This is a genomic window from Niallia sp. M35 (assembly GCF_050971705.1).
Classification (GTDB): domain Bacteria; phylum Bacillota; class Bacilli; order Bacillales; family Cytobacillaceae; genus Niallia; species Niallia circulans_A.
In genome coordinates this window covers 1-13,311 of sequence record NZ_JBPCEP010000027.1, presented here as the reverse complement: position 1 = coordinate 13,311, position 13,311 = coordinate 1, and the positions used below count along the sequence as shown (strand labels likewise).

General features: G+C 35.2%; 13 protein-coding genes. 3 read left to right on the top strand and 10 right to left on the bottom strand.

Annotated features, from left to right (window positions below; all coding sequences use genetic code 11):
• Positions 1-37: 37 nt before the first annotated feature.
• On the bottom strand, positions 38-949 hold the full coding sequence (locus NiCM35_RS25175) for a DMT family transporter (protein WP_171510226.1): 912 nt from the start codon (positions 947-949) through the stop codon (positions 38-40).
• A gap of 154 nt (positions 950-1,103) precedes the next feature.
• Here NiCM35_RS25175 and NiCM35_RS25170 point away from each other — a divergent pair, with 154 nt between their 5' ends.
• Positions 1,104-2,468, top strand: coding sequence for an aminotransferase-like domain-containing protein (locus NiCM35_RS25170; protein ID WP_123258593.1), 1,365 nt, complete (start codon positions 1,104-1,106; stop codon positions 2,466-2,468).
• 61 nt (positions 2,469-2,529) lie between these two features.
• Here NiCM35_RS25170 and NiCM35_RS25165 read toward each other — a convergent pair whose 3' ends face one another.
• The 7 genes from NiCM35_RS25165 to NiCM35_RS25135 all read right to left on the bottom strand — a co-directional run bounded on the left by NiCM35_RS25165 (position 2,530) and on the right by NiCM35_RS25135 (position 7,750).
• Positions 2,530-3,012: a methylated-DNA--[protein]-cysteine S-methyltransferase gene (locus NiCM35_RS25165; RefSeq protein WP_123258594.1), complete on the bottom strand. Its 483-nt coding sequence runs from the start codon at positions 3,010-3,012 to the stop codon at positions 2,530-2,532.
• Complete coding sequence (locus NiCM35_RS25160; RefSeq protein ID WP_433780861.1) at positions 2,996-3,913, bottom strand: DNA-3-methyladenine glycosylase family protein; 918 nt, start codon at positions 3,911-3,913, stop codon at positions 2,996-2,998. Before NiCM35_RS25160 ends, NiCM35_RS25165 begins: the two co-directional genes overlap by 17 nt.
• Positions 3,900-4,472 carry a bifunctional transcriptional activator/DNA repair enzyme AdaA gene (locus NiCM35_RS25155; RefSeq protein ID WP_123258596.1) on the bottom strand — a complete coding sequence of 191 codons (573 nt, stop codon included), beginning with the start codon at positions 4,470-4,472 and terminating at the stop codon, positions 3,900-3,902. The genes NiCM35_RS25160 and NiCM35_RS25155 overlap by 14 nt, the downstream gene beginning before the upstream one ends.
• A gap of 16 nt (positions 4,473-4,488) precedes the next feature.
• Positions 4,489-5,271, bottom strand: a complete 783-nt coding sequence (locus NiCM35_RS25150) for an isocitrate lyase/PEP mutase family protein (protein WP_123260218.1) — start codon at positions 5,269-5,271, stop codon at positions 4,489-4,491.
• A 244-nt stretch (positions 5,272-5,515) separates the two neighbouring features.
• The gene (locus NiCM35_RS25145; RefSeq protein ID WP_061797312.1) at positions 5,516-6,244 is read right to left on the bottom strand and encodes an amino acid ABC transporter ATP-binding protein; all 729 of its coding nucleotides are present in this window, start codon (positions 6,242-6,244) and stop codon (positions 5,516-5,518) included.
• A 26-nt stretch (positions 6,245-6,270) separates the two neighbouring features.
• The gene (locus tag NiCM35_RS25140) at positions 6,271-6,936 is read right to left on the bottom strand and encodes an amino acid ABC transporter permease (RefSeq protein WP_095329327.1); all 666 of its coding nucleotides are present in this window, start codon (positions 6,934-6,936) and stop codon (positions 6,271-6,273) included.
• A gap of 31 nt (positions 6,937-6,967) precedes the next feature.
• Positions 6,968-7,750, bottom strand: coding sequence for a transporter substrate-binding domain-containing protein (locus NiCM35_RS25135; RefSeq protein WP_123258598.1), 783 nt, complete (start codon positions 7,748-7,750; stop codon positions 6,968-6,970).
• A 610-nt stretch (positions 7,751-8,360) separates the two neighbouring features.
• On the opposite strand from NiCM35_RS25135, the gene NiCM35_RS25130 reads away from it, so the two are divergent.
• Positions 8,361-9,086 (top strand): ZIP family transporter, encoded by a 726-nt coding sequence (locus tag NiCM35_RS25130; RefSeq protein WP_123258599.1) that lies wholly within the window; start codon positions 8,361-8,363, stop codon positions 9,084-9,086.
• A 439-nt stretch (positions 9,087-9,525) separates the two neighbouring features.
• Here NiCM35_RS25130 and NiCM35_RS25125 read toward each other — a convergent pair whose 3' ends face one another.
• On the bottom strand, positions 9,526-10,959 hold the full coding sequence (locus NiCM35_RS25125; RefSeq protein ID WP_123258600.1) for an aminotransferase-like domain-containing protein: 1,434 nt from the start codon (positions 10,957-10,959) through the stop codon (positions 9,526-9,528).
• Positions 10,960-11,105: 146 nt separating this feature from the next.
• Between NiCM35_RS25125 and NiCM35_RS25120 the strand changes: the two genes are divergently transcribed.
• Entirely contained in the window at positions 11,106-12,017 is a 912-nt protein-coding gene (locus tag NiCM35_RS25120; protein ID WP_123258601.1) for a DMT family transporter, read from the top strand.
• 269 nt (positions 12,018-12,286) lie between these two features.
• On the opposite strand, the gene NiCM35_RS25115 is transcribed toward NiCM35_RS25120, so the two are convergent.
• Entirely contained in the window at positions 12,287-13,243 is a 957-nt protein-coding gene (locus NiCM35_RS25115) for a TRM11 family SAM-dependent methyltransferase (RefSeq protein ID WP_249928534.1), read from the bottom strand.
• Positions 13,244-13,311: the final 68 nt, after the last annotated feature.

Genomic DNA, 13,311 nt, shown 5'->3' with positions numbered 1-13,311 from the left:
CGCAATTTTTCTTTTTACTGATTCTTTATATTTTCATTTATCTTAAATCAATATTTTTTATTCTATCTGAGGGTGATGTCTTTTTTGATATCGGAGTATTTTTCCCAACGATTACCGAAACGACTACAATTATTGCTGTTACGATCGTTACAAGCGTTATCGACTCATCTAAAAAGATTGTTGCAAAGATAATCATAATAAAAGGTTGTATATATTGAAGCTGGCTAACCCTTGCAACACCTCCTAATGCCATGCCGCCATACCAAACAATGTATGCTAAAAACTGGCTTACAATAGCTAAATAGATTAAGCTAACCCAAGCTTGAAATGGGGCAGTTAACATTTCAACAGAAAAATCCATTACAACTGGAATGACGAAAAATGGCGCTCCAATAACGATGGCCCATGCTATTACTTGCCAACTTCCTATTTCTTTGGAAAGCTTGCCCCCTTCGGCATAACTAAAACCTAAAATAATGACTGCTGTCAAAAGTGCCAAATCTGCAAACTGAAGTTTGCCAAAACCTAAATTAACTGCATAAAAAATTACGGCACCGGCACCGATTAGACTGGCAATCCAAAATCTCACTGAAGGTTTTTCTCCAGCTCTTAACATCGCAATCCCTGCTGTAGCTAATGGCAATAAAGCCACTTCAACCGCTCCATGCGAAACTGGTAGTGCTTGCATTGCCCATGAAGTTAGTAATGGAAATCCTAAGACAGCGCCCATGGCAACAATTAGGATACTTTTAAATTGCTGCCGATTAGGAACTCTCTCCTTTCCAACAACAAGCACGATACCAGCTATAATTGCTGCAAGAACCGTTCTTCCTAATCCAACCACGGTAGTACCAAAATATTCAACAGAAATACTGGTAGCTGGCAAGGTTAAACTAAAACAAATTACTCCCACCAAGCCTAATAATAACCCCAATTTTTCCTTTTCCATTCGTTTTCCTCCTACTATTTTTTTCTGTCTTAAGAAACCTAAATATACAGTGACAGTTTTGCTATAATTTAGATAATACCTGATACAGAAACCAAATATACATATCTATTTTCTAAATCTGTCATGGTACAGTTTGAGGAGGTTGGCCATTATTTTGAGCACAAAATACAAAAAAATTGTAGAGGAAATTAAGAATCAACTTACAAATGGGACACTTGTCGCTGGTAGTAAATTACCTTCTGTTCGCCAGTTGTCTGAAACGTTTTCCTGTAGTAAAAATACTGTGATTAAAGCTTACAGTGAGCTAGAAAAAGAACACTTAGTTTATGCAATACCTCAAAGCGGCTATTATATCGTAAATGAATTTGCCCTCTCTGCCGAGGATTCTACCATTGTTGATTTTTTATCAGCTGGACCAGACAACCATTTAATTCCTTATCTAGAATTTCAGCATTGCTTAAATCAAGCTATCGAAATATACAAAAAGGATATATTCACCTATTCAGATCATCAAGGCTTTTACTCCTTACGTACAGAAATAGTTAAAAATCTTCAAGATTCACAAGTATTCACCGATCCTGATCGTGTTGTAATTGTTTCAGGCTCGCAACAAGCTATCCATCTGCTTACAGCACTCCCTTTTCCAAACGGCAAAAAAAATATTCTTATTGAGCAGCCAACCTATTTTGGCATGATTGAATCACTGCAAATACATCAAGTTTCCACCTTTGGGATAGAACTCTCCATGAACGGTATCGATTTAGACCGCCTTGAATATATTTTTAAAAATAATAACATTAAGTTTTTCTATATCATTCCAAGATTTCATAACCCCCTTGGACATTCTTATACGAATAATGAGAAGAAAAAAATAGTGGAGCTGGCAAATAAGTATGACGTTTATATTGTGGAAGACGACTTTTTGGGTGAATTAGACCGCAACAAAAAATCTGATCCATTATTCTCTTATGACACTTCTGGAAGAGTCATTTATATTAAAAGTTTCTCAAAGGTATTTCTTCCAGGGCTGCGTATTGCTGGAGTGGTATTGCCAAAAATAATGATAAATAACTTCTTACGCTATAAATTTAGTTCGGACTTTAATAGTTCCGTCCTTTCACAAGGTGCGTTAGAAATCTATTTAAAAAGCGGGATGTATAAAAGTCATATTAAAAAAATAAAAGAAGTTTATTTTCATAGAATGCAATTACTAAAAAGTGCTTGTGAAGAATTACTTCCTGAGGGGACACATTACACGCAACCGGACAGCGGTTTTTATCTCTCTATTTATTTACCTGAAAATGTATCAGCCAAAAGACTAGCTTTTTTATTATCTGAAAAACTGATATTAATTGATGATGCGGATAGAATGTTCTTGACCAACTACAAGAAGGATAATCTCATCCGTTTATGTATATCACAAGTACAAGATCATCAAATAAAATGGGGAGTAAAAATGATAGCTGAAACCATCACCCTATTGAGTAATAAAAGGAACTATTATTACTCTCTTCTATAATAAAACTAAAAAATCCATACCAATCTTTAATGATTGGTGTGGATTATCATTAACATTTCAATTACTTGTGATACGTTTTCTCATGTTGAAGCAGCCATTCTTTCCTCCATAAACCTCCTGCATAGCCAGTTAATGTCCCATTTGATCCGATTACTCTGTGACAAGGAATGACAATGCTTAACTTGTTTTTTCCATTTGCGCTTCCTACAGCTCTAATCGCTCTTGCATTCCCAATGGACATGGCTATATCCTTATAGGACCCCGTTTCAGCATACGGTATTTTTATTAAAGCGTTCCATACCGCGCTTTGAAAATCTGTTCCTTCCAATTGGTATGGGATGGAAAATTCATGGCGCTTGCCTTTAAAATATTCGTCGAGCTGGTTATAGCATTCTATTAAAACGAGAGGAGTTTCTGGTTGTAATAAATTCACACTCTTATCATTCTCTTCAGAAAATAAAATAGAAATAATTGTTTCATGGGTACCAATTATTTCTATCATTCCAATCGGCGATTCATAATCTAATTTATATATTTTTGTCATATAATGACCTCCAAAGATAAAAAGTTGCATATGCCTGCCAGCCTTTCCAACCTTCTGCTAATTCTTTCGTTTTTTCTATAGTCGGTTTACTCTTAAGCTCTAATACATTCTTTAAGGCATTATGAAGGCCGACATCTGAAACTGGGAAGGAGGAGGTGTAGTGGAGGCATTTCATCATGACATACTCTGCCGTCCATGCTCCTATCCCTCTTATCAACAGAAGAGATTTTTTTACTTGATAATTATCTTGCTTCATAAGTAATAATTCTTTTGTTAATTTGCCGCTTTGCATATCTTTAGCAATGCCAATGATGTATTCAGCCTTCCTTGTAGTAAATTGAAGTTCCCTTAAATCATCGACATGGATAGACGCAATTTTTTCAAATGAGGGGAATAACCACAATGTTTCCTCTTGGAATGTTAGGCTTTCGCCATACTTTTCAACGAAGCGTTTCTTTAAGGTATAGGCAAATGTTAAATTAATTTGCTGACCCATAATTGCCCACACGGCCGCCTCAAATAAGTCAGGAATGCACATAATCCTTAAACCATGGTATTTATGGGTAAGCTGCCTTAACACTTTATCTTTATCTGCAACTTGGTAAAAGCTCTCCAAATCCTGATCCAAATCAAACCATTCCCAAATATACTCCGCCACTTTTTTGTGTATGTCATTGGATGCTGGATTCAATGGAAATTCGACCTTTATGGCATGATCGATTGATCCAACTTTACATAAAATCAACGATTCATTCACTTTTATCAATTTGTATAAAAATCCCTCTTCCATCCGATGAAGCACTTCCTGATTGGATCTGCCTAAAAAAACTAAACACTCTTCAAAATTAAATTCCTTTGGAGGATAAATCTCGATATAAGATTCATAATCAATCCAATTCATGTTGGTATCCCTTGCGATATTCACTAGGAGAACAGTTTTTTATGCTTCTAAATACTTTGTAAAAATTAGAGGAACTCTGGAAACCCACCTCATAACAAATTTCTAGGTTTGTCATAGCAGTGCTTTTGAGAAGGTAGGCCGCTTTATCAATGCGTATTTTTTCTAAATAAGCACGTGGGGTTTCAGCAGTTTCCTTTTTAAACAATCGCTCCAAATAAAAGGGACTCAAACCGACATGGGCTGCTATATCCTTTAATATCAAATTTTGTTTATAATGATTGACCAGGAAGGTAATGATATTTCTGACAAGTTCAATATGAGGAGAATGCTCAACTTCTGGCTGGCACCTTTTGCAAGGACGATACCCAGCTTTTTCAACTTCATTCCTATCATAGTAAAATTCAACATTTTTCTTTTTAGGCTTCCGTGATCTGCAGGAAGGACGGCAATATATTTTTGTTGTTTTTACTGCGGTAAAAAAAATCCCATCATATTTACGATCACAATTGATGATTTTCTCCCACATCTCTTCAAATGAAAGATTGAGATTAGTCGACATATAAACCACTATCCTTTCACCCTAGTGCTTCTTTTTCATACAAAGAGGACGTATCCTTGAACTCTAATAATTCGCCAACCTTTTTTTCTAAATGAACAATTACACTATCAGATAGGGCGTTTCCAAAACTAAATCGTCTTACTCCTAATTCTTTAAGCATATTACAATTCGTCAGCCCAGGTAAAGATAATAGATTTAGTGGAGCGCTAACATTCTTTGTAATTTCTTTAATCTCTTTATCCTCTCTTAACCCAGGAACAAAAATTCCACTGGCACCACTCTCCACATATGCATGAGCTCGTTCCATTGTTTCCAGCAAGGGGTTTTTCCTTTTTAGGTAAGTATCCGTTCTGGCGTTGATATAAAAGTCTTTATAACCATTTCTATCTAAGGCTGCCCTCATTTTTTCCATTAGTTTACAATGCTGCGTTATTTCTCTCAATTCATTTGATTTTTTCAGTGAATCCTCTATATTGATACCAGCAACTCCAATCTCAGCTGTCCTTAATACATTATTAATAATTTTATCTAGATCCTCACTGTATCCAGCTTCAATATCAGCGGAAACAGGGATTTTTACATTCTCTGTAATCGTTTTGATTATAGCTAAGTGTCGATCAAAATCAATTAATTCTCCATCTGAATATCCTAATGAGTTAGCAATTCCCCAACTAGTTGTACCAATTGCTTTAAATCCGGCCTTTTCTAGCGTTAAAGCTGAAAGAAGATCCCAGGCGTTTCCAAGAAATAATAAATCCTCTGAAAAATGTAGTTCCTTGAATTCCTTCATCTTATTCATTTTAATTTTCCTCCAAATCTTTTATTGGACCTATTTTAACAAGTAATCTGCCACCATTTCGTCCTCATTCTTGCTTTTATGGTCTGTCTTTAGAAAAAGAATATTATGCTCTTCTTAGCTCTATTAAAATGAATCATCAGTGGCTGTCTTCTTTAGATTTACAAGCGTATTTTACGAAATTTATCCAATTTACAAATACAATAACAAAGAAGTCCTGTCTATACTTTTAGACAGGACTTCTTTGTTATTTAAGCATCGTAGCTTTTAAAAATTCTTGCGTTCTTTCTTCTTTTGGATTGTTAAAAAATTGCTCAGCTGTTCCGTGTTCAATAATCTTTCCATCATGCATATACACAATACTATCTGCTACTTCTTTAGCAAATCCCATTTCGTGGGTTACAACTACCATGGTCATTCCTTCTTCTGCCAAGTCTTTCATCGTTGTTAATACCTCTCCCACTAGCTCTGGATCCAGCGCTGATGTCGGCTCATCAAAGAGCATAATGTCTGGTTCCATTGCAAGTGCTCTGGCAATGGCTACCCGCTGCTTTTGCCCACCTGATAGTTTACTAGGATAAACATCTGCCTTATCCTCTAAATCTACTTTTTGCAGTAACTGTTTTGCTTTGGAGATAGCTTTATCTTTGTCTACACCCTTTACCATGATAGGTGCTTCAATAATATTCTCCAATACGGTTTTGTGTGGGAATAAGTTGAAATTTTGAAAGACCATTCCTACCTTTTCCCTAATTTTGTTCAAGTTGTCTGTGCTTGGATTGACCTCATTCCCCTCAATGATAATGCTGCCATTATCCTTTTTTTCTAAAAAATTCAAACAGCGAAGGAGGGTACTTTTCCCTGAACCACTTGATCCTATTAAACAAACGACATCACTTTCATAAACAGTTAAATCGATATTTTTCAATACATGTAAGTCTCCAAATGATTTATTCAATTGGTTTATTCTGATCATTTCTTTCTTGTCCAATTTCTTCGCTCCTATCTGTCGCTTACTGCTAATTTTAATTCAATTCGGTTTACTACAAATGTCAACAGCGCTACCAGTACTAAATAGTAGACAGCTACAATGAGTAAATAGGTCATTTCGTCAAAATTATTGGATCCTAGTGTTGTTGCTACATTGAACAACTCATTCATGGAGATAAATGCAGCTAGCGAAGAATCTTTTAAACTAATGATAAATTGATTACCTAATGGTGGCAGCGCGCGTCTAAATGCCTGTGGAAGAATAATTCTCCTTAATGTCAGCGCCTTTGTCATTCCCAAAGAACGTCCTGCTTCTAACTGACCTTTATCAACTGCCTGAATTGCACCACGAAGAATCTCGGAAATATAAGCTCCATTATGGAATGCTAAAGCAAGGGAAGCAGCCCAAAAATCAGGAAGAAGGAAAATTCCACTTATTCCGAAATAGAGAATAAATATTTGAACAATCAGCGGTGTCCCGCGAACCAAATAGACATATGCATCGGAAATAAACTCCAGCACTTTGATTTTAGAAATTTTTAATAAGGCAAAGATCAGCCCAATGACGATTCCGAGTACGATCGAAACAGCTGTCAGCTCTAATGTCAAAAGCATAGCTTTTAGGAATACACCTTTTGTTTCCGCTAGTATGTTAAAAAAATGTGAAAAACTTGGCAAAGTATTACTTCCTTTCTATTCTGGTATAAATTTATTCTGGTTTAGTCGTAATGTCCTCTCCAAAATATTTCATGCTAATGCGAGTAAGTGTCCCATCCTCTCGGAGTTTTTCCAAGGCTTGGTTTACTCGCTTCAATAGTTTTGGATTATCTTGGGGAAGAACTATCGCTTGTTCACTGCGATCAATTAACTGCTGTGCTTTAATCTTAAACCCTTCCTGTGCAGCACTTTTCCCTGTTACAAAATCGGTGATTACTGCATCATGTCGACCGCTGCTTAACGCTTGTAAAGCCGTAATATCACTGTCATATGTTTTTATTTTGTCCGTATACTTGGAGGCAGTATCGGCATATGTAGAACCTTTTGCAACAGCTACTTCCTTTCCCTTTAAATCGTCGACCGTCTTAATTGAACTATCTGGTCTGGTGAAAATTTGCGGACCCGAGTAGTAGTAAGGAGTACTGAAGGCAACATGTTTGCTCCGCTGCGGATTAATCGTGTGACTGGCAACGGCTGCATCTGCACGTCCTGTTTTCACCCCTTCTACAATCCCTTTGAATTTAATTCGCTTCTGAACTGGTTCAAGTCCCATTTCTTTTGCAAGTGCTTCGCCAACTTCAACATCAAATCCTGACATGGTGAGATCGTTATTTATATAACTAAATGGCTTAAACTCACCAGAAGCAGCAAAAACAAATTGATTTTTATTAATCAGTTCAGATCCATCTGCAAGCTTCTCCTTTTCGGCACAAGCAGATAAAAGGCAGAGCCCGATTAAACTGAAGAACAGTAGTATCTTTTTATTCAACAACATGTTGGCTATCCATCCTTTTTCTTTCATTTACTTTTTACCATTACCTCTAACTTGATATATTGCTTATGGAAATATATACCCCTTATCCTTCTGATAAAACAAAAAAGTCAGGTAGATTAATAGTAGGTAATTCCGTTTTGTGAAAAAAACACTATAAATACATGTAAATTTGCTAGCTTGCAATATAGCAAATAACACCCCTAATCGCTTCTTAACAATAAATATTGTCATCGTGCAATCGGGGTGTTAGTTTGCTTGTTATTTGGTATGTAACTTTTATCTCATTCAGGAAATTTCAATAGTTATAATTCTGATGCCTGCTATAAGAAATATATTTTTACACTTAAATAAATGAGTTCAAATAAAAAGACAAAATCCAGAAGAAAATCCATTTTGTTCAATTCTTATTCAAAATAGATTTTTTGTGTTTGCTGTTAAATAAGGAATTAATGTGATATTTCTGAGAAAGATGTCCATGCCTACTACCAATATTCCAATGTTTTTCTATATTATAATTAGCAGAATAACTGGCTCAAAATCTCTGAGTATGGTTTTGTTATGTAGATTTAGGTTATTTACTGTACTAACCTAAAAATTTGGTGGGATTAAAATGACGATTAGTCTAAGTCTTGTTTTTGTAATTGGATTTATTTTTATTCATTTCTTTTCTAAAACAATGAAGTTTATCAAAGATTCACCTAGAAGTAGATTTCTCTCAATCGCTGGTGGTATAGCAGTTTCTTATGTATTTATCCATCTAATGCCCGAGTTAAGCAAACATCAAAGAGTATTAGAGCAATTAGGAGATAAAGGAATTTTTCACCTATTTGAGAATCACGCCTATCTGATAGCTCTGCTGGGATTAACTATTTTCTATGGACTAGAAAAGATGGTTAAAAAATCAAAAAAAGAAAGTGGGACGAAAAAATCGAAAACCGGTGTATTTTGGATTCATATAACATCTTTTTTTGTATATAACGCGCTAATTGGTTATCTTTTGATTAGAGAAACATATAGAAGCAATTGGGGAATGTTATTCTACTTCTTAGCAATGGCGGTTCATTTTGTTACCAATGATCACAGTCTAAGAAAAGATCACAAAGAAATATATGACCATTTTGGTAGATGGTTACTAACATTAGCAATATTATTTGGATGGATGGTTGGCTTATTTACTGAATTAAAGGAAATTTATATTTCCATGCTCACAGCATTCTTGGCAGGGGGGATAATTTTAAATGTACTGAAGGAAGAGTTACCAGAAGAAAGAGAGAGCAGTTTCATTGCTTTTTTCCTTGGTTTGGTGAGCTATTCTGTCTTGTTATTGCTTGTTTAGCTAGAAAGTTTTGAAGTGTTTAAATAGCCAAAGCATAAGTAAGAAAAAAGAAAGCTTGTAAATAATGCTACTTAAACCAAAAGATCCGTCCGTTAAATAAGGGATACATTTTTACTAATAGGAAAAAATAGGAATATCTATAAAACGACATTCCTAAATTATTACTGATAAACTTCTTTCTATCCAAATAGAACCAGTAAAGAATGGTTCACTAATTAATAGTAGTTCGGCCAAGACATTATGTTTTATATTTTACGGGAACCACCACCATTTTTTCTTTACTGAAAATTTTTCTTCTAGAACAAGATATGCACTCATTGTTAGAGCAGTAAGTACATATTTCTTAATTGTTTTTTTGCTATAAGCGGAATAGATAAACAAGGTAAAGTAACCATTAGAATGAGAAGCCAAATTTTTTCACAGCATAAATATTTACAATCTAACTACCTACAAGTTCTCTTATAATTTTGCTTAACTGGTAAATTCCCTTTTTCAAGTCAGCGATGGAGGCATAGCTATAAGAAAGGCGAAGATAACGGTTAGAATCTTGACCATATATACTTCCAGGGTTCAGTAATATGCCTCTGTCTAAGGCTTTTACATAAAGTTCTTTCATGGAAATTTTTGAAGTTATTTTTAACCAAATAAAGAATCCACCCTTTGGTGTATACCAAGAAGCTATATCGCTTAAATAATATACTAATGTTTCTAACATAACTGTCCGTCTTTTTTTTAACTCTTCTCGTACCAAGCCAAGGTGTTGTTCATATAACCCACTTTTAAACCATTCAGCTGCTACTCTTTGAGATATGGAGCTGGAACCATAATCTGTCTGCATTTTTATATCGGATAATCGTTCAATGACTGGTTCTGGTCCAACAATCCATCCAATCCTTAAACCAGGGCTTAACGATTTAGATAGACTGCCTAAATACAATACATGACCATGTTTATCATTTGCCTTAATAGGAGAAGGTGAAATTTCATCAAGCCATAATTCTCGATAAATATCGTCTTCAATCATAGGAAGCTGTTCCTTTTTACAAATGCTAAGGAGCTCTTGGCGTCGTTTGTCAGGCATTAAGATACCTGTAGGGTTATGAAAACAGGGAATGGAATACAAAATGGCTCTGTTGCGTTGTTTATTTGTGATGGAAATAGAGTTAGGTATAAGTCCATCTTCATCAATTGGTAGTCCTGTAAGCTTCATCCCAGCAGATTGAAAAACACGAAGGGAATAAAGATAGGAAGGTTGTTCCAGTAAAACACTTGAACCTCTATGGAGTAGCCCCACTGAAATTAATTGCAGAGCCTGTAATGCACCAGACACAATTAAAATGGAAGAAGGGGAAGCCTGAATACCGATAGTTTTAAGATAATCACTCAAAGCTTCTCTTAAAGGAAGAAACCCTTTTGGTTCTTCATACCCAAAAGCCTCTAATTGGTCAGATACTCTTCTTAACACTGATTTCATTGTTTCTAAGGGAAATAAATCTTTAGATAACTCCCCTTTGCTAAGTTGTATAAGATCAGCATTAGATTCGGCCAAATTTATTTCCTGTACAGTTGATTGACTTGGTCTAAGTAATCCAGATTTTACATGTTCATCCCAATCAGGTGGTGGATTTGTAGCCAATAAAGTCCATGTGTTATTCGCTACGTATGTGCCTAATCCAATTTTAGCCTCAATTAATCCATCAGCCATTAACTCTTCCAAAGCAGTAATAATTGTACTTCTATTAACCTCGAATCTTTTTGCTAATACTCTTTGGCTAGGTATTTTACTTCCGATTGGCCACTCTCCATTAGATATTTTCTCTTTAATAAAATCGATTATTTGTTGATATTTTGGAGTTTTAATTTTCAATACCAATTCCGTTTACCTCCATTAAAATTCCCTTATCACTTAAGTGGTTGGTTTTTTTCTTTTTTAACTGGTTGCAGACATTTTAACAAATCTTAAATACTATGGGAAAGAAAAATAGAATTGGTTGGAAATTTTATCGAGGATGTGAACATATGCCGTATAAATTGAATATTAGGATAGTAGTGGCAAATTGTCTTATAATTTTTCTTTGGGGATCAGCTTTTACAGGGATTCGGGTCGGATTACAATCTTATACACCTGAGCACCTTGCCCTATTTAGAATGTTAGTGGGTTCCATATTACTCATAGGAATTGCTATTATTTTTAAAATGAAATTGCCTGAATTTAAAGATATTCCCATTATATTTTTGTTTGGATTTTTAGGCTTTACTGTATACCATTTGGCATTAAATATAGGAGAAAAGACAGTTAGTTCAGGAATTGCCAGTTTACTGGTCTCAACTACACCGGTTATTTGCGCTTTTTTAGCTGGTTGGTTTCTCCAGGAAAAATTCGGAATATCAAAATGGATTGGATCTATTATTAGCTTTTTTGGAGTAGCTTTGATTTCCTTAGGAACATGGGGTTTTGGAACTGGCAGTGGAATTTTATTTATTCTTATAGCATCAATATCAGAAAGTTTTTATTTTGTTTTTCAAACGCATTATATTAAGAAGTATGGTTTTTTCGCCTTTACTGTTTATACCATTATTGCTGGGACTATTTGTATGCTTTTTCTTCTCCCGGGTTTAGTAGGGGAAATTACAAATTCTTCATTAGAGTCCACTTTAAGCGTCATATATTTAGGGATATTCCCTACCATTATTCCGTATATAATATTAGCTTACTTAACTTTACGTGTTGGGTCCTCTGTAGCAACTAGTTCGCTTTATTTAACTCCAGCACTTTCATTTGTGATTGGGTGGTTTTGGCTTGGTGAAAAACCAACACAGGTATCTCTATTAGGGGGACTACTAATATTAGCAGGGGTATCGTTTATTCATCTTAATTTAGAAAAATTACAAATTAGATTTAATTTGAGAAGAAGGGGATTTCAAAAATAAGTAAAGGAAGTTAAGTGAATTTGTATAATAAAAATAATCTGATGTTGAATATATCTCTATTTAGAAATAGGAAGATATCCATAATAATTGAATTGAAAGGGAATTAGCCTGTTAAGAAATATACTTAAAGTAATGGGAGCTCGTTGAAGAAAACAACTTTGCAAACAAAACGATTGGATAATAAATCCAATCGTTTTGTTTGTTATCATATATTAGTTCATCTAGTATTTAAACTACAAGTTAATCCTCATCTATTCCATCCCTATGCCTTAGCAGCAAACGATTGTTTGCCGTATAAATTTTCCCTTTGGGACTTCACACCGATCTACTATTTCAAAACCTGCTTCACCCAGTATTCCATCTATATCTTCAGTCGTTACGATGACCATTTTTTTAGCAAAGCGACGGGCGCTTTGCAGCATTGCAAATTTTTCCTCATCGGAAACAACGGAGCAAAGATTATATGGCATGTCGATAATTGCCACATCATACATTTCTGTTATGTCTCTGATATCCCTTAAAAATACAGGACCAGAAAGTCCAAAATGGGCGAGATTGTTCCGAATGCCCTTCATGACTAAGGGATTATAATCACTGCCTGTTATATTAACTCCCATCGATAAAGCCTCTACCAATACTGTCCCGATGCCACAGCATGGATCAATCACCTTCACTCCTCTTAATTCTGGAACTGCAATATTTACTAGCGCTCTAGCCATTCGGGTAGTTAGTGCAGTTGAGTAGTTATGAGGTTTCTGTTGATGAATAAGCCACATACCCTGATTTTCCGAATAGTATCCGAAATACCATTTTCCTTTTAACTTGGTAATAGCAAATACTATCTCTGGATTATGAAGACTTGCTGCACCTGGAACCAAGCATCCAATTTGTCTAGCGATTCCTTTCCTATCATTAAATTCCATTTTATCAAGGGGATCGATGTCCCGATAATTGATGCCGATTACCTTATACGTACTAGGCAAAGAAGGCATTGCCTCTACCCTTTGTTTTAGCTCTTCTAACGTATCACCTGTAAATAGAACCGCTATTTTTTCTTTTATAAAAGGACTCCTGCTTGGATCTCTATTTATACTGCTCTCTAATACAAAGGCATGTAAGTCAGCACGAAATAGAGAACGAACTTCTAATTTACATAGGTGTTCTTCTTCCTCCGCATAATTGAAGGTATACAAGAAGGTATTCGGGACCAATCTATTTTGACTCAAGTTCTTTCTCCTCCTTTTTTTTGGATAAGCCCTTGAGCTGTTCCACGTTTTCATGAAAATAGTAAAAC